At 70.8% G+C, this 18,716-nt stretch carries 13 protein-coding genes and 3 pseudogenes; 7 read left to right on the top strand and 9 right to left on the bottom strand.

Annotated features, from left to right (window positions below):
• Positions 1–26: 26 nt before the first annotated feature.
• Positions 27–935, bottom strand: coding sequence for an S-4TM family putative pore-forming effector (locus tag OO69_RS42590; RefSeq protein ID WP_033286345.1), 909 nt, complete (start codon positions 933–935; stop codon positions 27–29).
• 164 nt (positions 936–1,099) lie between these two features.
• On the opposite strand from OO69_RS42590, the gene OO69_RS42595 reads away from it, so the two are divergent.
• Positions 1,100–5,776, top strand: coding sequence for an NB-ARC domain-containing protein (locus tag OO69_RS42595; protein ID WP_033286346.1), 4,677 nt, complete (start codon positions 1,100–1,102; stop codon positions 5,774–5,776).
• Positions 5,777–6,164: 388 nt separating this feature from the next.
• Positions 6,165–6,820: pseudogene (locus tag OO69_RS50900) on the top strand (TIGR02391 family protein).
• 60 nt (positions 6,821–6,880) lie between these two features.
• Here the strand turns inward: OO69_RS50900 and OO69_RS53650 are convergent.
• The 4 genes and pseudogenes from OO69_RS53650 to OO69_RS42615 form a co-directional block, all read right to left on the bottom strand.
• On the bottom strand, positions 6,881–7,009 hold the full coding sequence (locus OO69_RS53650) for a hypothetical protein (protein ID WP_267885243.1): 129 nt from the start codon (positions 7,007–7,009) through the stop codon (positions 6,881–6,883).
• Between the two features lie 7 nt (positions 7,010–7,016).
• The gene (locus OO69_RS42605) at positions 7,017–7,775 is read right to left on the bottom strand and encodes a hypothetical protein (RefSeq protein WP_051801637.1); all 759 of its coding nucleotides are present in this window, start codon (positions 7,773–7,775) and stop codon (positions 7,017–7,019) included.
• 7 nt (positions 7,776–7,782) lie between these two features.
• Positions 7,783–9,294, bottom strand: a pseudogene (locus OO69_RS42610) (RHS repeat-associated core domain-containing protein); the annotation flags it as partial.
• A gap of 505 nt (positions 9,295–9,799) precedes the next feature.
• Complete coding sequence (locus OO69_RS42615) at positions 9,800–10,183, bottom strand: hypothetical protein (protein ID WP_033286348.1); 384 nt, start codon at positions 10,181–10,183, stop codon at positions 9,800–9,802.
• Between the two features lie 461 nt (positions 10,184–10,644).
• On the opposite strand from OO69_RS42615, the gene OO69_RS42620 reads away from it, so the two are divergent.
• Together OO69_RS42620 and OO69_RS42625 are read left to right on the top strand one after the other, a co-directional pair.
• Complete coding sequence (locus OO69_RS42620) at positions 10,645–11,178, top strand: restriction endonuclease fold toxin-2 domain-containing protein (RefSeq protein WP_078652822.1); 534 nt, start codon at positions 10,645–10,647, stop codon at positions 11,176–11,178.
• Positions 11,179–11,193: 15 nt separating this feature from the next.
• Positions 11,194–11,649, top strand: a complete 456-nt coding sequence (locus OO69_RS42625) for a hypothetical protein (protein WP_033286349.1) — start codon at positions 11,194–11,196, stop codon at positions 11,647–11,649.
• A gap of 135 nt (positions 11,650–11,784) precedes the next feature.
• Here the strand turns inward: OO69_RS42625 and OO69_RS42630 are convergent, their stop codons facing one another.
• Together OO69_RS42630 and OO69_RS42635 are read right to left on the bottom strand one after the other, a co-directional pair.
• Positions 11,785–13,869, bottom strand: coding sequence for an FtsX-like permease family protein (locus OO69_RS42630; RefSeq protein ID WP_033286350.1), 2,085 nt, complete (start codon positions 13,867–13,869; stop codon positions 11,785–11,787).
• Entirely contained in the window at positions 13,866–14,600 is a 735-nt protein-coding gene (locus OO69_RS42635; protein ID WP_033286351.1) for an ABC transporter ATP-binding protein, read from the bottom strand. The genes OO69_RS42630 and OO69_RS42635 overlap by 4 nt, the downstream gene beginning before the upstream one ends.
• Before the next feature lie 118 nt (positions 14,601–14,718).
• On the opposite strand from OO69_RS42635, the gene OO69_RS42640 reads away from it, so the two are divergent.
• Both OO69_RS42640 and OO69_RS42645 read left to right on the top strand, forming a co-directional pair.
• Positions 14,719–15,960 carry a sensor histidine kinase gene (locus OO69_RS42640; protein ID WP_234444676.1) on the top strand — a complete coding sequence of 414 codons (1,242 nt, stop codon included), beginning with the start codon at positions 14,719–14,721 and terminating at the stop codon, positions 15,958–15,960.
• Entirely contained in the window at positions 15,957–16,670 is a 714-nt protein-coding gene (locus OO69_RS42645; protein WP_051801641.1) for a response regulator, read from the top strand. Before OO69_RS42640 ends, OO69_RS42645 begins: the two co-directional genes overlap by 4 nt.
• Before the next feature lie 45 nt (positions 16,671–16,715).
• Here OO69_RS42645 and OO69_RS42650 read toward each other — a convergent pair whose 3' ends face one another.
• Entirely contained in the window at positions 16,716–17,054 is a 339-nt protein-coding gene (locus tag OO69_RS42650; RefSeq protein ID WP_033286352.1) for a DUF4333 domain-containing protein, read from the bottom strand.
• Between the two features lie 333 nt (positions 17,055–17,387).
• Between OO69_RS42650 and OO69_RS42655 the strand changes: the two are divergent.
• Positions 17,388–17,828 (top strand): annotated as a pseudogene (locus OO69_RS42655) (DUF5994 family protein); the annotation flags it as partial.
• A gap of 16 nt (positions 17,829–17,844) precedes the next feature.
• On the opposite strand, the gene OO69_RS42660 reads toward OO69_RS42655, so the two are convergent.
• Complete coding sequence (locus OO69_RS42660) at positions 17,845–18,669, bottom strand: SigB/SigF/SigG family RNA polymerase sigma factor (protein WP_033286353.1); 825 nt, start codon at positions 18,667–18,669, stop codon at positions 17,845–17,847.
• Positions 18,670–18,716: the final 47 nt, after the last annotated feature.

Genomic DNA, 18,716 nt, shown 5'->3' on the forward strand with positions numbered 1-18,716 from the left:
TGCCGAGGCTCCAAATCGGCTCGCTGTCAGCCGGGTTGGGGAGTGGCGCGGGCGACGACGTTCTGCAGGTCGTGCATCGCGGCCTGGAAGTCGGCCCGGTCCGCGCTCTTGAAGCGGCGGAAGAACCAGCCAGGCACCCGGGTGTGCCGTTGCCGGGACTGGAAGATCACATCCTGGATCTGCCGGGCGAAGACCAGCAGGGCGGCCGTGTCCCCGCCGGCGGCGACCCTGGCCTCCAGCAGTTCCATCACGCGCTCCCGGTCGGTGATCACCCGCCACTGCGTACGGCACACCTCCACGCCCATCAGCACCGCGCCGAGCGAGGGCACATACCACAGCAGCAGCAGATCGAGCACGCTCATGCGGGCCGAAAGACCGATGACGAGTCCCAGTCCCAGCCAGATCAGCAGGGATGTGAGCACGGTCCGGGCATAGCGGCGGCGGACCCGGGCGCCCCACCCGAGGTTCTGCTGCTGACAGGCGAGCACGGCGTAGGGGTGCGGCAGTTCGGGAATCTCGTAGTAGTCCCGTAGTTCCGCCTCGTCGCCCGCGAACCGCCGACTGAGGCTGCTGATCAGCTGTGGGGAGGGCGGGGATCCCGCCATCGGGCCGTTCCACTCCAGCTGGAACAGCCGTACGTCGAACGATTCCTGCAGCAGCGCCGCGCGGCGCGACTCGCTGCTCTCCCACGAGGTGAGGCCCACCGAGTGCGCCACGGCCCAGACCCCGCCCAGCACGGTCACCGGCGCGGTGAGGTCGGGAAGGAAGACCGTGACGAGTCCGGTGGCCGCCAGCAGCACCGACACCCCCATCCGGGCGTTGGCCAGCCGCTGGGCCCGGAGATGGGACACCTCCATCGCCCGCAACCGCTGCTGGGCCGCCTCCCCGTTCTGTTCCGACAGGATGCGAGAGCCCCCGACCGGCTCGCTGCCCATGACGTCCCCCTCGTCCTCGGCACACTCCCCTCCACTCTGCCCGCGGGCCCACGCGGTGTATATACGGCATCACGCCGGACACCGCTCCCAGCGGTGTCACAATGGCTCCGATCGTCGGGTGGCGAGCCATGAGCGGTGTGCCGGCGTCTTCGGGCTGGAGGACGATGACCGAACTTGCCGAGCTGACCGAGTGCCTGGGGGACGAGACCGCGGCACAAGCTCTGCTGCGCTGGGCCGACGAAACGGGGAAGAAGGTCGCGCCGCTCAGACCCCGTTGGAAGCCCTCGGGGAAGGGCTACACGGGCGCGACGCTCACGGCCGTGACGGTCACCGGGGCAGGCACCGTCGTGGTCAAACTGTGTCCCGCCGACCAGCGCGCGGAACCCGCGGCCCACGAGCGGGCGTTGCGCGCCTCCCGGCTCCGGGGGGACTTCGCCACCCGGCATCTGACCGAACCGGCCTTTCCTCCGTACCCCGTGGGCGACGGTCGGCTGCTCACCTTCCAGCGCCCCGCCGGCGGCAGCCTGCGCGATGTGGTGACGATGGCCCACCTCGGCGGGGAGGACCTGCTGTCCGTCTTCCGTGTCGTGGTCACGGGGCTGGTGACCGACTGGAACGCGGGAGTCGAGAACAGGGAGGCCCAAGAGGTCCCCGTCTCTCGGTTCCTGCGCGATGAACTCGGCGGGTCGGTAGAGGCGGACGGTGAGGTAAGGGCGTACGCCGTCCAGGTCGGCGCGTTCCCGCTGGACCCGGCGCGGCCGGGGTGGATGGAGATCGACGGCGTCGTTCTCCCGAATCCGTTGCTCATGGCCCTGGGTGACCGGCGGCTGGTCGACCCTCTGTTCCAGGTGGTGCACGGTGTGGCCCATTCGGACCTGCATCTGCAGAACGTCATGGTGCCCTCTCCCCGAGGGACGCTCCGCCCGGACGCCTACCGGTTCATCGACCTGGCCGACTTCGCCGAGACGGCTCCGCTGACGCGGGACGTCGCCATGCTGATGCTGTCGGTGCTGGCCGGCGTACCCGCCGACCTCGACGCGCCGCAGGAACTCGCGCTGCTCTCCCATGTGGTGAACCCGCGGGACGTCCATGTCCGTCATCTCGTCCCGTGGGTGCGGGAACTCGTGGACGGTGTGCACGCCGCCTGCGCCGACGTCGTCCCGGACGGCTGGGCGGACCTGTGGTCGGATCAGCTGCTCCTGTCCGTCCAGGCGACGGCGCTGCGCTTCACCACGTACACGAACCTGAGCGACGCCCACAGATGGCGGTACTTCCGGCTCGCGGCCCACGCGGGCGGCGAGTTGCTGGCCCGGCACGGGGTGACACCGCCGCCGTCCGGGCCGGGGATCGTGCGGCTGACTTCGACGGGGGCTGTGGCCGACCGGCCTCCGTGCGGGCCTGTCGCGACGGGCCAGCCGCCGCACATGGCACCTCCCGTCCCCTCGGACTTCGTCGAACGGCCCGAGCAGGGCGACCGCGTGGTCAGGTCGCTGCTGGCGGCCGCGGAGGCGGCGGCCGGGAACGCAGGCGCTCCCGCCGCCGTGGGCCTGACCTCCACCGTGACCGGCGTCCACGGCACCGGCGGGTTCGGCAAGACCACGCTGGCCGCGTGGGCCTGTCGTCACCCGGACGTACTGGCGGCCTTCCCCGACGGTGTGCTGTGGGTGCAGCTCGGCCAGGACGCGTCGCAGCAGGGCATCAGCACCGTGGCGCGCGACTTGGTCAGACTCCTCACCGGCGCTGAACCCCCTGGCTACGCGACCGCGGAGGCGGCGGGTGTGGCCCTGGGAGCGGCGCTCGACGGACGGCATGTCCTGCTGGTCGTCGACGACGTGTGGCGGCGGGAGGACCTGGAGCCGTTCCTGCGGGGCGGCAGCGGCTGCGTCCGTCTGGTCACCACCCGCAGTCGGGGTCTCCTCGACCGGTCCGCGCCGCTGGTCCACGTCGACCGGATGTCCTTCGCCCAGTCGCTGAGCCTGCTGACGGCGGGAATCGTCGGGGCCGACAACACGACCGTGCTGCCGTTGGCCGAGCGTTCCGGCAACTGGCCGCTGGCCCTGCGCCTGTTCAACGGCGTCCTGCGGAGCATGGTGCAGCGCAGCGGGATGGGCCTCGCGGAGGTCGTGTCCACCATGGCCGGGGAGCTGGACCGCCGAGGGCTGCTGGATCCGATCCACACCGACCCCGACCCCCACACCCGCACGATGGGGGTCACCGTCGACCTCAGCCTCGTCGAGCTCGCCCGCATCCCGGACACCGGCGTCGACTCCGTGGCCCGGCTGCTGGCAACGGCCTGTTTCCCCGAGGACCAGCACATCCCCTACCGCTGGCTCGCCCGGCTCTGGGGAGTGTCCGAGCTGACGGCGCGACAGGAGTGCCTGCGCCTGGACGACCACTCCCTGCTGGCCCAGCTCGACGCCGAGGGCATACGGCTCCACGACGTCATCCGTGCCATCCTCCGCCGCCGCGAACCGCGCACGGTACGGCAGGCCCATCGCACCCTGCTGGACGTACACGCTCCGCTGTGCGGCGGTGCGGGCTGGCACGCCCTGGCCGGGCCCGACGCGGACCCGGAGTTCCTGGACCAGGTCACCTACCACCTCGCGGAAGCCGAAGACGGTGTCGGCCTGGACCGCACCACCACCGACCTCCGCTTCCTGGTGGAACGGCTCTGGCGCAGCGGCCCCACGGCCCTGGAGGCGGAAGCGGCACGCCGCCGCCGGGTCCTCCTGCCCCTGGGCATGGACGGCTTTGCGACGGAACTCGCTTCGCTGGTCTACGGGGAGGCCCATCTGCTGACGGGGCACGCGCGGCGCGTCGATCTCGCCGTGACCCTGTACAGCCGCTGCGTGGCCTCCGAGAAGCTGATGCGGCGGCTGCATCACACGCACGACGTGCTGGTCGGCGGGCTGATCGCGAAGGCGCCCTTTCCCGACGGCCCAGACGGACGGTTGTGGCGGGTGCTGACCGGTCACACGGGCGTCGTGCACGCCCTGTGCTGGAGACCGGACGGCCGGCTGCTGGCCACCGGCGGCGACGACGGCACCGTACGCATCCGGTGGATCGACGAGGACGGCATACCGGACCTCGTGGTGGAAACGGCCGGCAAGGGCCAGAGCCCCGGTGTGGACGCGGCGGCCGGCCCTCCCGCGGTCGTCGCGCTGTCGTGGAGCCCGGACGTGGTGTTCCTGGCCGTGGGCACCGATCGGGGCGACGTACTGCTGGTGGACCCGTCGCAAGGGCGCGTCGTACGGCGGCTGACCATCGGCGACGACGACCGTCCCCAGGTCCAGGTGGCCTTCGCCCCCGACTCCCGGGCGGTCGCCGTAGCCTGCGGCAGGGACGTGCGGCTCTGGCACGCGCCGTTCACCGCGGAGAGCCTCGGGCCGCCCCTGCCCGGTCGGAGTGACGCCACCTGCACGGTGCTCGGTTGGCATGCGCGCGGCGGGTTGGCCGTCGGTCTCGGCGACGGCCGGGTCCGGCTGTGGCGGGACGCCGAGGAGACCGAACCGGTGGCGCTCGACACCGGGCAGTCCGTGGTCCAGGCCCTGGACTGGCACCCGGACGGGAACCTGCTGGCCGTCGCCGGGAACTCGGCGACGGTGACCCTCATCGACTGTGCCGGGGCCGACGCCGTGGCCCGGGTCTTCGGAGAGGACCTCGGCCGGACGACCTGGCTGCGGTCGCTTGCGTGGACGGGGTCGGGCGACACCCTCCTCACGGGCGACAACGACGGGACCGTCGTCGTCCGAAAGATCTCCTGGTGGGCGAACACACCGCGCCTGGAACTCACCGACAGTTTCTCCGCCCGTGGTGTCCAGGCGAAGGCGATTGCTCCGCATCCCAGGGAGGACCGCTTCGCCGTCGCCACTCGTCAGCCCGTGGTGCGCCTGTGGACCCCCGAGCGCCGGGACCACCCCGACGCCGGACTCGACGACCGCGTGAACACCGTGGCCTGGTCGTCCCGGGGTGCCCTCGCCGCAGGAAACACGGGAGGTCAGCTGATGTCGGCTCCGGCGGGTGTCGCCGGCCTGCCGGTCTGGTCGGAGTACGCCGTGTCCGCGCACGAAGGCGACCTGCGAACCGTCGCCTGGTCGCCGGACGGGCGGCAACTGCTCAGCGCGGGCGACGACGGCCGGTTGCTGCTGTGGGACACCGAACGGCACGAGGTGGTCCGGGTGCCGGCCCGGAAGCTGGCCTACCCGGGCGCGGTCGCCTGGAGCGCCGACGGCCACTGGGTGGCCGCCGGAGACGGCACCGATGTGCTGCTGTGGCGGACCGCCTCGTGGCAGCCGGCAGAGACGGTGCCGGTGGGCGCCGGTGCCAACGCCTTGGCGTTCGCCCCCGACGGGTCGCTGCTGACCGTGGCCACCACCTCCCGGGAACTGCGCGTCGTCCGACTCGACCTGGCCGGCCGACCCACCGGGACGGTCGACGAGTGGGAGGGCCATGTCAGTTCGATCAGTGGCGTGTCCTGGTCGCCCGACGGCCGGCAGCTGGCCACCGGTGGGTACGACGGCCACACGGTGCTGTGGGATCCGGCGACGGGACAGCCTCGCCGCATGCTGGAAGGCGACGGCTCGGCGGTGTGGTCCGTCGCCCTCTCGCGGGATGGGAGCCATCTGGTCGCGGTCACGATGGAGGGCTCGGCGCTTCTGTGGGATACGGCGTCGGAGGCCGAGCCCTGTCGGCTGCGCGTGGACAACCACCTGTCCTCCTGCGCGTTCCACCCGCACGACGACCGTGTCGTCCTCGGCGGCTCGGCCGGCCTCTACCTGTGCGAGATCTCTCGGCAGTCGGACGGAAGCGCTCAACGTTCCCTGAGGGAGCCGGGGCGGTGAGTGGCGTGGCGTAACTGGCTACGTATGCGTGGGATGGAGGCCTGGCCGGGGCCGTCGTGTCGGTGAGGGCTCGTCGGATGCAGGCAGGCCGATGACCGCACCGGAGGGCGGACGCCGACGTCCGAGCATGTGATCGAGGATCTGGTGGCGGACTCGGCCCGCCTGCTGGATGGCCGCACGGCGCCGATACATGTACCGGTTCCCGGTGGACTGGCACCCCGACCACGCCAAACGGTTCGCCCGCTTCGACGCGTTGAAGAGCCGGGTGTACACGTTCGAGTCGCCGGTCCCGGCGGACCAGCTCCGGCAACTGCCCACCCGCGACGTCGCGCTCCTCCTGCTGCAGAGGCTTGCTCGTGGCGACGGCTACCTGGAGTACCGAGGAACAATGGGCAGCGCCCGTGAGGCGCTCCGGGAAGAGCCGGACGGTGAGAGGCTGGTGGACCGGCTGTCCGACGCTTGGAGCTGGTTGGAGGCACATGCGCTGTTGTCCGGTGTCCCTGGGCAGTCCGAGGACTTCCGGCAGCTCTCCCGCGACGGACGGGACTTGGCCGCAGATCCTGAGGGCGCGGCACGGTTCGAAGCCCGCACGCGGCTCGCCGGCCCGCTCCACCCGGACTTGGAGAAGACGGTACGTACCAACTTCGACCTCGGAGACTACGAGACCGCGTGTTTCGCCGCCATGAAGGCGGTTGAGGTCGCCGTCCGCGATGCCTGCGGGCTCGACAATTCTCTCGTCGGCGTCGCGCTGATGCGCAAGGCGTTCCAGCCGCACCAGAACGGCAAGCCCGGCGGTCCGCCGGCCGACGTAGGCGCCGAAGGGGCGAGCAGGAAGCCGGGTCCGCGCTCGTCGCCGGAGCCATGGGTCGCTACAAGAACCCCTCCCGTCACCGCACCGTCAACTTCGACGACCCGATCGAGGCGGCCGAGATCATCCAGTTCGCTGACCTGCTGCTGTGTCAGGTCGACCGGGCTAAGGCCAGAAACAGCCAGCGAGGATCTCGGCCTCGGCGCCGCAGCGAAGAGAAGCAGCGGGTGTGGTGAGAGCGCGGGCGGAACCCTCCGGATCGGCGGCTTCGTCGGGCAACTGGAGCTCGGCGCAGCTCAGTTCACGACTGCGCTGGTCGAACTGAGCTCGTCAGGGGTGTCCCACAGCCACGGCTCGCTGCCGAAGGTGTCCCGCAGGAACCGCCGCCGGCGTTCCTCCACGGTCGCGTACTTCGCGATGCGCACCCGGCCGTCACCAGTTTCCGTAGTCCTCGACCAGTTGGGTGATCAGCGCGAGCAGCGCGTCGGCCCGGTGGCGGTCCTCGCGCTGGTTGCGCAGGGACTCGTCGGCGGCGCGGAGCCGGGCCAGGGCTGCCGGTTCGCCGTCCACCAGGTCATCGACCAACGGCGTGGTGACCAGGTCCAGGCACTCGGTGAGCAGCCGACGGGTGGTGTCGGACGGCAGGTGGGGATCGGGGTCGGCTAGCCCGGGGGTCAAGTACCGGGCGGGGTCGGTCAGGCTCCAGCCGACGACTGCGCCCTGCTGGACAAGGAGCGCTACGTCTGGGGCGATGCCGATGCGGGCCTCCAGCGGCTCGTCGAGGACGTCGAGGTCGCGCAGACAGGTCAGCACGGCGTCGCCGGGGGCACGGCACAGAACCGTGCACATCTCATGCCGGAAGTTCTTGACCTCGTCCGCACGGAGCCCGCCCGGGCGTACCGCGGGCATGGCGGGAAGGCGGGCGGAGTCCTCGGCCGAGGCGGACTCTTCCGGCATCCGGAATTCGGCCCCGACCAGCTGTCGGCCGCTCGGATCGAAGCGGAAAACGTCAGGGAGGTCCCAGAGCAAGTCCTGGCTGCCGAACGTGTCCGCGAGGAACTTCTCTCGTTCGACCCTGTCCCCATAAGGGGAAACGATCATGAAAGTACCCAAGAGTCGGGGAACGAGGTGGAGTGGTTCGTCCGTCACGGTCGCCCACCAGCCGCCGTCGAACTTCAGTTTCGTCGTCATCACTGCCTCATCTGATCCGCACTGCCGGAGGCTGGAAGCCGCCGTCCTTGGCGGGAATCGTGCCCTTCACGATGGCCTCGTCAGTCACCGGCGCACCGGGGTCCGTGGGCTTGCCGCCGAGCACGTTGGCCCCGGAGTGGCCCTTGACGCCCGATGGTCCGTACGCCGTGATGGCCTGGCCCTGGGTGTTGCCGGGGCCGTCGATCACCACGATGTCGTCGCCCTGTCTGAAGGTGAATGTCCCGGCCATGCCCGTCGAGTGGTAGACGGCGTCCGGGTTTTTCAGGATCTCGATGACCCGATCGTCAGTGAAGGCGTGTCGGGTGTCCCCGTGGTAGTCGAAACGCTTCTTGAACTCCCCGTTGTTCGCCCTGTCGATGATGCCGTCCACGATCTTGTCGATCCGCTTCTGGGCCCGCTCCTCCCTCGTGTATTTGGGCATGAGCCCCAGCGGGTCGCACCCGCTGTGCGGGTTGTCCACGTACGCGAGGGGATTCGGGGCGGGAGCCAGGCCGAGAGGATCCGGCGAGATGTAGCGGCCGGTCTCGGGGTCGTAGTGGCGGAAGCAGTTGTAGTGGAGGCCGGTCTCGGGGTCGTAGTACTGGCCGGGGAAACGCAGTGGGGTGTACGCCCCGGCGTCACGGGACCAGGCCGTGGTGCCCCAGAGTGTGCTCCGGGTGCGCCAGGCGATGTCGCCCGTCTCGTCGATGAGTTCGGTCGGGGTGCCGACGAGGTCCGTGGCGATGGCGAAGAACCGCCGGTCGATCTCCTCCTGGCGGTCGTCGGCCGTGAGGATGCGTTCGGTCTGGGCCAGGGGGACGACGTCACGGTGGTCCCAGGTCAGGGCGACCGTGTGCGGGACATCCGGCTGGTGGCTGGTCTGTTCACAGAGGGTCAGGCCGTCCCAGGCGAACCGGACCTCCTCGACCACGTCCTCGCTGCCGGCCGCCAGGCGCTGTTTCGCGGTGCGGCGGCCGAGCGGGTCGTAGCGGTACCTCCACCTGGTCCCGTCGGGGGTGGTCACGGAGGTGAGGCGGTTCTCCGCGTCCCATGTGTAGCGCCAGGTGTCCGGCTTGCGGGAGAGCCGGGTCCTCTGCCGCAGGACGACCCGGCCGAGGGCGTCGTGCTCGAAGCGGACGTCTCCGGCGCGGGTGAGAGTGGTGCCGGTGTAGGCACGCGCTCCGGTGGCCTCGCGGCCGGGGTGGCCGGAGGGCCAGGACGCCGAGGTCTGGTTGCCGGCGTCGTCGTAGGCGTACCGCTCCGTCCAGCCCTGGGCGTGGACTGCGGTGACCCGGCCCACGCGGTCGAGATCGAAGGTGCGGGAGCCCGACAACCGGTCCACGACAGAGGTCAAGTGGCCGTCGGCGCGGTAGGAGTAGGCGCGGCTGTTGACGTCGCGGCCCCCGGCGGTGATCTGCTGCGTGGCGAGCCGTCCGGCTTCGTCCCAGGCCGAGGTCATGGCGATCGCGTCGCCGAAGACGCGGGCGAGTTCCCGGCCGGCGGCGTCGTGTGTTGTCGCGGTCCTTCTCGCCGTAACCAGTCGTCAGCACGGAATGGTTGATCTGGTCCAGGCTTTCCTGCGCCACCTTGTCGTTGGCGGCAAAGGGATCTCCGGCGACGGAGTTGTAGGCGACCTTCAGTGATCCCTTCACATACTCGTCCGTCTGGTGGAAGGTGCCGGCCGAGAGCCCCATCGCCTCCGCGAAGGCGTTGCCCTCGTCCATCAGCCCGCGAACTCCCCACTGCCACCGCTCGCAGAAGGTGTGCAGCATCGCGCCCAGTTGGTCGTCGCCGGCGTCCTTGCCGTCCATCTCCAGGCTGGTGAAGCCGCGGCCCGCACCGGCCCACCCCTTCATCGTCCCCAGCGAATCCAGCTCGCTCAGCGCCTTGTTGTGATGCCCTCCGCGATCAACTCCAGCCCCTGCACCCGCAGATCCGGCTGTTCGCCCCCATCCGGCGTCGTCACTACCGTCTCTCCGTCGGTCGTCCGGCCTCGGCACCCGAGTCCGTGTCCCACACGCTGCTCACACGCGTTCCGGTTCCGCTTCCGGCGCTGCACCGTCGATGTCCGGCCGGTCCACGGCGACCGCCTCCGGCACGATCCCCACCACCGGCGGCAGCACCAGTCCCCGCTCGCCGTCGCCGGCATCCACCAGCACCCCGCACGGCAACCCGGCCTCCGCGGCCATCGCCGGAACACCGGCGTCCAGCACCGCGGCGCCCCACACCGCCCGGTACCGCCAGGACCGGTCGCTCTCCCCGCGCGCCCTCGCATACCGTGCGAGTGCGGCCTCGTCGCTGAACGCGAGCAGCCACCGCGCCCCGTGCATCTCCACCGTCAGGGCGGCGCCGTTCTCTCCATACGGAACGAGGACGCGGCGGCGACGGAACTCGCCGATTCTCGCCATGACTTCGCGTTGGTGTGCGCGGAGTTGAGTGGCCTGTTCCGGAGAGGGCGGCACCTCTGCCCTGGCAGCCGGCTGTGCACCTGCGTCTGCGGATTCCGGAGCGGCTGGTGCAGGGCCGGTCGTCGTTACGGTCGTGACTGTTGCCGCTACGGTCGACTTCGCGGTGGCAAACCTGCCGGTGTTCGAGGTCGGTTGCGGTGCAGAGAAGGCTTCGTCGGGAGGCGTCGACGCGTGGGCCGCGCGCAAAAGGGTCTGTTCCGCGATGTCCGCTAGCGCCGACCTGGGCGGATGGGGCTCGGTTTCGTCCGTCGTTCCTGCCGATTCCGTCGGCTCCCCGCCGCCCACAGCGTCTTCCCCTCGCCGGAGATGTCTTGTGCGACTCCGGATGCTTTCGCCCAGTGAAAAAATTGTCATGTTCACATGCGCGGACTGATGCAGGCAATGTCCGCCGGATCAACAACATGCAAAGCATCGGTCAACTAGCGGAGTTGGCAAGGGAATCGACGCTGGTGCGTGACATGGACTCGCTCAACACGGGCGGTTTCGCCGGAGGCGGTGGCCCGGGCAACCCAGACAACGCCTACCAGCTCCGGATGGCCGGCTATCCGGAGCGCGAGGTACCCCTGGTCGGCCGTAGGCAGGGACTCATGGTGGACGGGATACGCCCCACCGACGGCTACCTGGTCGAGGCGAAGCATGTCCGCGACCCGGACTGCGCCAAGCGGAGCTTCCGCAGTATCGAGCGGGTCAACGAGACGCTCGCCAAGCCGGTGAAGGTGGACGCCAACGGCAGTCCGAAGTGGGATCCGCTCGTCGACGGCATGTACCGCAGTGACGAATCAGAACTCAGGCGGTACAAGAGCGCGATGGCCAACCCGGCGAACTCCGAGGTCCGAGGGCTTGAGATCGTGACCAACGGCAAGGACAGCGCACCCTACTGGGAGTCGATGATGGCCATGAACGGTGTCACCGGCTCCGCACGGTACGTGCCCTGAGATTGAGGGAATTCTGTGGCAGCCGAGTACAACCCGCGATCGAACTTCGTCTTCGCTCCGCCTGAGGACAACGGGGGCGCTTGGCAGGCGAGTCTGGAGACGTTCAGGGACGCGTTGGAACGAGCGTTTCCCGACGCGTTCCTGGAGACGAACACGTCCTCTCTGCGGGACGTTCCCGTCCTGGACTTCGAGATCGAGGTGGCGCCGGAGGTGTGGGTGGCGGGCACGGCCGCCATGCCCGCTCCGGACTACGCCCACGTCAGCATCATCGACGTGACGGTGGACGCGGCGGCCCTGTTCGCCCAGTGGCTCCGCGACGCGTACGTCCCCTCTCCCACCAGCGTGCGTTTCCTGAGCAGCTTCGTCATGGAGAACGGCGACGAGGTCCCGTGGCCCTTGCCGGCGACAGGCGACGCCGCCGCGATCGAGGCCATGATGCGCAGCCACCTCGCAGCAGCCGGGGCGGAGTAGCCCGCACGCCGTAGAGGCAGAGAAGCAGGTGCCCTGGCGAGTCGGTCAACGGGACATGGTGGACTCGGCGTTCGGCGTTCGGCGGAGGCGTGGGTCGCCGGAGATCGGTGGATCGGGCGTCAGTCACCGCATCGATCAGTCCGGGCGCGGCCCCGCCCCCCGCGCCACCTCCCGCAGCAACGGCCGGCTCGCCGCGCTCGCCCCCGCCAACCCCGCGAAGCCCAGCGCCAGGCAGCCGGCCAGGAGGGTGAGACCCCCGGCGTCCAGGTGTGGTGTGCCGCCGCCGAAGGTCAGCGGGGCCGCGCAGAACAGGCCCGTCAGAACCGCGCCGGTCGTCAGTACCGCGCCCGGCAGTACCGACTCCGTGCGCCTCGCCGTGTCCAGGACGCGGAGGGGCGTGCCGGCGAGGTGGAGCAGGCCGTAGGTGCGGCGGCGGTCCAGGACCGAGGAGGCCGCCGTGATGCCGGTCGAGGCGATGGCGATGGTGAAACTCGCGGCCAGGACGGTCAGGGTCGAGAGGTGGAAGTCGTGGTCGAACTCCCGTGACTGCCAGTCGATGTCCGTGCCGGTGAGGGGGTACTGGCCGGGGATGAGACCGGTCAGCGCGGCGCGTGCCGCGTCCATGCGGCTCGGGTCGGTGATGGTCGCCGTGAGCTGCCGTTCGCCACCGGCGTTGCCTGCCCCACCGTCACCCTCAACCCCCCTGCCACCAGCGCCACTTGCCCCAGTGCCCGTAGCCACCCAAGTCGTCGTCACACCAACCGTCGCCCTGATCCCCGCCTCCCTCAACCGCCCCTCCGCCGACTCCCGCACCGCCGCGACCCGCCCGCTCGGTACGGCGAGGGACAGTTGGCCGGGGGTGTCCCACGGGGAGCCCGCCGCGATGCTGAACAGGGCGAAGAAGCCGGCTACGAAGCCTGCCAGGGTGAGGCCCGAGACCGCGCGCCAGACCGACTTGGGGTCGTCCAGCAGGCGGCGGCCGGCCAGGAGGGTCGTTGGGCGGCGGGCCAGGTCCGTCACCAGGGAGCCCAACGTGCCTACCACCCAAGGGCCGATGACCGACAGCGCGGCGAAGACGGCCGCGCAGCAGTACACCACCGCGTTGATGTCCATCGGCCTGCCCTTGGAGAGCTGCCAGTAGCCGACGAGTACGGCGACGAACAGCAGGGCGCGCACGGCGTTCAGGCGGGGGGTGCGGGAACGCCGTACGACTCCCAACGGGCCTACGACCACCTGGCGCAGCCCCGCCAACGCGCTGACCGTCACCATCAGGACCACGCCGGTGAGGACGGCGAGGAGGACCGGCACGCCCACCCAGAGGTCGGCGACGTACCAACTACCGCCCGCCACCGGGACGTTGGACGCCAGGGGGAGCAGTGCCGCGTAGCCCAGCGCGCCCGTCACCGCTCCCGCCGTGGCCGTCAGTGCCGCCTCCGCCGCCGCCATTCCCGCTATGCGGCTCGGTGCCGCGCCGAGCAGGCGTAGCAGGGCCAGTCGGCTGTCCCGGCGGGAGACGGACAGGCGGGCGGAGGAGGCGCCGAGGAGCAGGAGGGGGATGATCACCAGGGCTGTCGCGAGCTTCGTCAGGTCCTGGTACTGGGCGGTCATGCCGTCCGCCGGGCGTGCTCCCTCGAAGTTCGCTATGGGAGTGGGGGTCACTATGTCGCCGGGGCGGCGCGGGTCCGTGCCGCGTTTCGTCGTCATCGTGGGGGAGTTGGCCTCGTAGCCGACCACCGCCACCAGCTCGCCCGGCCTCGCTAGCGCGGCTCGGCCCAGGATGCCTGTGGGGGGTTCGGACGGCGACCCCGGCGACCCCGAGAGTCCCAACAGCCCTCGTACACCCGGGAGTTCCGCCAGAGCCGGTGAAGTCCATACCTCGCCCGGCTCGGGAAAGCGGGGCATGCCCGGTGGTGCGGGGGGACTCGTCCGGCCGCCCGGGAGCGCCGCTACGTCTACGACCGTCACCGGGTTGCCGTCGACGAACGTGGTCGCCACGGCCTGGATCGCCACCGCCCGCGCGGAGTTGGACTTCGCGGGGGTGCGCCAGTCCGTGTGGGCGGCGCGGGCGCCGAAGCCCAGGTTGGCGGCCACGCACAGGAACAGGAGCGCGGTGCAGAGGGCGGAGGCGGCCACGGAGAGGGCCACGCCGAGGTTGCCGTGGCGGCCGCCGCCGCGCAACAGGCGCCAAGTCAGCGTCCAGGTGGTGTGGTTGGCCTTCATCGGCCCGCTCCTGTGTTCGCTACGGCGCCCCGCGAGGCCGCCGTCTCTCCTACGATCCGTCCGTCCCGCACCCGCACCGTACGGTCGCACCAGCGGGCGACCGACTCGTCGTGGGTGACCACCACCAGTGCCGCGTTCTGCTCCCTGGTGACCCGCACCAGCAGGCTGATCACCTCCTGGCCCGTCGTCTGGTCGAGGGCGCCGGTCGGTTCGTCGGCGAAGACGACCTGGGCGCCGGCGACCAACGCCCTTGCCAGGGCGACCCGTTGGGCCTGGCCGCCGGAGAGCTGGCCGGGGCGGCTGTCCTCCTTGCCGTCCAGGCCCAGGGGTGCGAACCAGGTGCGGGCCTGGCGTTCCGCCTCGCGGCGGGGTGTGCCGCCGAGCATCAGAGGGAGGGCCACGTTCTCCACGGCCGGGAGTTCGGGCAGCAACTGGCCGAACTGGAAGACGAATCCGAAGCGGACCCGGCGCAACTCGCTGCGGTGCGGCTCGCGCAGCTGGTCGATGCGTTCGCCGTCCAGCAACACCTGTCCGCTGTCCGGGCGTTCGATGTTCGCCAGGCAGTGCAGCAGCGTCGACTTGCCCGAACCCGAAGGGCCCATCACGGCCACGGACTCACCGGCGCGCACCGCGATGTCCACCGCGTCGAGCGCCTGCGTCGACCCGAAGGACTTGGACAGTGCGATGCCCTGCAACACCGGCGGAGGAACAGGAGGTGAGGTGGGATTCATGCGCCCAACATGCCGGGCCGCCACGGCACTTCGCCTCGGCCGGGCGACCGGTTCGCGCTCCTCGCATCGTCCTTTCGGCCGAGGCCGGGTGACAACGGGCGCCCCTACGCTGCGAGTTGTGCGAGAACTGGACGATCAGAATCTGGGCGACGACCAGACGGCCCTCTCCCGGCTGTCCCGCCGTACCGCGCTCACCGCGCTGGCCCTGGTCATGGCGTTGTTGTGGGTGCTCGACGTGGCCTCCGTCGTCCCCACCGCCGGGCTCGAAGGGAACGGGGTCTGGTGGCGGGTGGTGCCCGGTGTCGTGGCCGCGGCGGCCCTGCTGCTGCCCGGCAGGGCGCCCTCGCTTACCTGGGGCGCGTGGGTCGCCGTGGTCGTCTCCTGGGCGGTCACCCTGGGGTTGCTGACGTCGGTGACGCCGTCCTTCGCCGGATGGGGGCTGCTGGAGACGCTGTGTCTGCTGCTCCTGCTGGTGCGTACGGCGAAGGACGTGTCGTCGCCCTGGGCGGCCGCAACTCTGGGCACCGCGCTGGGTGTTGCCGTGATCGCGGCGCCGATGCGCCTGGACGCGAACGGGGTCGTCTTCTCCTTCTTGCTGACCTTCCCCACGGGTGCCGCCGTCGGGCTCGGCTGCTATCTGCGGAGCCTCGACGACCGCAGAAGGCGTGCCGTCGCCGATGTGCGGCAGAGCGAGCGGCTCGAACTCGCCCGGGAACTGCATGACTTCGTCGCTCACCACGTCACCGGGATCGTCGTGCAGGCGCAGGCCGCGCGGGCGATCCGGGAGAGCGCGCCCGAGCAGGTGGACGTGCTGCTGGGGCACATCGAGCGGGCCGGGTCCGAAACCCTGCAGTCCATGCGGAAGTTGGTGCGGGTGCTGCGCGAGGACGACGGGCGGGCGGTGCGGCCGGGAGACCTCTTCGCCGAACTCGGGGAACTGGTCGCCGCATTCGCCGAGCGTGACGCCCCCGCCACCCTCCAGGTCGCGGCCGAGGTGCGGCAGGCGCGGCCCGATCCCGAGGTGGAGACGTCCGTGCGGAACGTGGTGCGGGAGGGGCTGACGAACGTACGACGGCATGCCTCGGGATCGCCGTCCGTGTCCGTGCGGGTCGCGCTGGCGGGGGAGGGCGACGGGGACGGGCGGCGGCTTCGGGTCGAGGTGCACAACGCGCCGTCCTCGCGGCGGGCCGCGCCGAACGCCGAACCGCTCGGCGGGCGGGGCGGGTTGGGCCTCGTCGGGCTGGCCGAGCGCGCCGAGGCCGTCGGGGGCACGCTGCACGCGAGCCGGGCGGAGGACGGGGGGTGGCGGCTGACGGCGGAGTTTCCGTTGCGCGGGGCTGTGGCAGGATCGCCCGCATGACCGAGGCCAATGCCGGTGCCGGCACGAGTGGTTCGGGAAGACGTATCACCGTTCTGATCGCCGACGATCAGGAAATGGTGCGCACCGGATTCCGGCTCATCCTCCAACTCCAGCCCGACATCGAGGTGGTGGGCGAGGCGGCCGACGGCGCGGAGTGCGTGGAGCTGGCCAGGAAGCTGCGGCCCGACGTGTGTCTCGTCGACATCCGGATGCCCAAGCTCGACGGGCTGGAGGTGACCCGGCTGCTCGCGGGGCCGAAGGCCGTCGATCCGCTGCGGGTCGTGGTCGTGACGACCTTCGACCAGGACGACTACGTCTACGGGGCGTTGCACGGCGGCGCCTGCGGGTTCCTGCTGAAGGACGCGGGACCCGGGCTGCTGGTGGAGGCCGTGCGCGCGGCCTCGCGCGGCGACGCGCTGGTGTCGCCCGCCGTGACCGTACGGCTGTTGGAGCGGATCGGTGAGCAGCGGCCCGCGGCGGAGACCGCCCGGCGGGCCGAGGTGTCCTCAAGTCCCCTGACAGGAAGGGAACTTGACGTGGTGCGGCTGGTCGCCGAAGGGCGGACCAATCAGGAGATCTGCGCCGAGCTGTTCGTGTCGCTCTCCACCGTCAAGACGCACATGGCCAGTGTCCAGGGCAAGTTGAAGCTGCGGAACCGGGTGGAGATAGCCGCCTGGGCGTGGCGGAGCGGTGTGGTCGGCGACCGCTGATCCGGCCGGTCGCCGTGGCCCGCACCAACTGCCGTGCCGCACCGCCTACTTCGTCAGGCCGTAGTCGAAGCTCACGCGGTCGCCGTGCACTCCGGTGACGGAGATCAGCATCTTCTTGGTCTCGCCCTTGAAGACGGCGGTGCACGCCACGGTGTAGTCCATCTTCGCGCGCAGCCCGCCCGGGCAGCTCACGGACTGCGGGCCGTCCTGGACGAAGGGGATGGCGTAGTTCTCCTTGGCCTGCTTCTCGACCTCGGCGCGCGGCACCGTGTGGTCCGGGCCGCTCGCGGTGGCGACCGACGAGTTGTCGAACACGTTCCATGCCACCACGACGCCGCCGGCCAGTACGGCGGCCGCGGCCAGGGCGATGACGATGCGCTTCATGCGGAGCTCCTCGGTTCGCGGTGCGGCCGGTCCTCACCGGCTGCTGTCCCCAGAGCTTCCTCCCGCACGGGTACCCGCCACCTCGGCCGGGCGGCCGGTTCCGGAGCCGGACCTCGGCCGGAAGTACGAGGGCCGTTCGGCGGGCCGACGGTCGTACGCGAGGGAAGGCGGCGGGAAACCAGCTGGCGAGTACGGGAAAACAGCTGGTGAGTACTTGAGGAGTACGCTCGAAGTCACCGAGGGTATTCCGCGCACCGGCCTCCATGCCCGTGTCGTTTTCGGTGATCGATTACGCCGGGCCGGTCGTGACCGGCCCAGAGCAGGGTTCGCGTCATGACTGCGCCCGTTGCACCTGTTGCCCCCGTTCCGTCCGCCCCCGCACTCCGTATGTCGCTCGCTCCGCTCGGTTCCGCGCCCGCTCTGCTGGACGGGGCCTGGTGGCCGCGCTCCCGTGACCTGGGGGCGGAACTTCCCCAACTGGTCGCCGCACTCGATCCGTTGTGGGGGCGGATCACCCGGGTCACGGTGAATCCCACGCACTGGCCGGCCGCTTTTCCGCGCAAGGTGCCGGTCGACGGGCATGTCGTGAAGGTGGGCTGGTTCCTGGCCGAGCAGGATCCGCACCAGCTGCTGCTCCTGTCGTACCGGACGAGCCGCTGGGACCTGCTCGTCGTACCCCCTGAGACGGACCCGGCCACGGCGGCCTGGCTGATGACCGCCGCGAGTGATCCGCAGCGGACGTCGACCGGGAGTCAGCTGGTCGCGGAGGCGGCGGACGTGCCGGACCTCCTTACGACGCCCTCCTGAACGCGCGCGGCTCGGCCATCACCTGGTCGTGCAGACGGGCGCAGGTGCGGGTGATCAGGCGGGAGACGTGCATCTGGGAGACGCCGAGCTGCAGCCCGATGCGCGCCTGCGTCATCTCGCAGAAGAAGCGCATGTAGAGGATCTCGCGCTCCCGCTCGGGCAGCGCCCGCAACAGGGGACGCAGCGCCTCGCGGTTGACGATCAGGTCGAAGTCGGGCTCGATGTCACCGAGGGTGTCCGTCAGCGGGTGGCCGTCCGTGGGGTGGCCGGGTACGGCGTCCAGGGACCAGGCGGTGTAGGCCTCCAACGCCCCCTGGCCCAGCCGTACTTCGGCCTCCGTCAGCCCGGTGTGCGCGGCGATCTCGTGGACGGCGGAGATCGTCCCGCCCCGCGTGGCACTCAACTCGTGGTCGGCGGACCGGACTTGACCGCGCAGCTCCTGCACCCGGCGCGGTACGTGGACGACCCAGAGGTCGTCGCGGAAGTGCCGCTTCACCTCGCCGAGGATCGTCGGGATCGCGAAGCTGGGGAAGGCCGTGCCGAGACTCGGGTCGAAGCGCGACACCGCCTTGACCAGGCCGAGTTGGGCGACCTGCGTGAGATCCTCCCCGGACTCGCCGCGGTGCCGGAAGCGCCGGGCCAGCCGTACGGCCATCGGCATCCACGCGCACACCACTTCCTGGCACAGCGCTGCCCGCTCCGGACCGTTCGGCAGTGCGGCGATCCGGCGGAACGACTCTTCGGTGTCGGGGGAGTCGTCGTAAGTGCGCTTGGTGGTACGGGACTTGAGCGTACGTTCGGCCTGCATGGGGACGTGCTCCCTCTACGGTGGTGTCACTTACCGTGGGGTCGGCA

The sequence above is a fragment of the Streptomyces sp. NRRL F-525 genome (assembly GCF_000716605.1).
GTDB lineage: Bacteria > Actinomycetota > Actinomycetes > Streptomycetales > Streptomycetaceae > Streptomyces.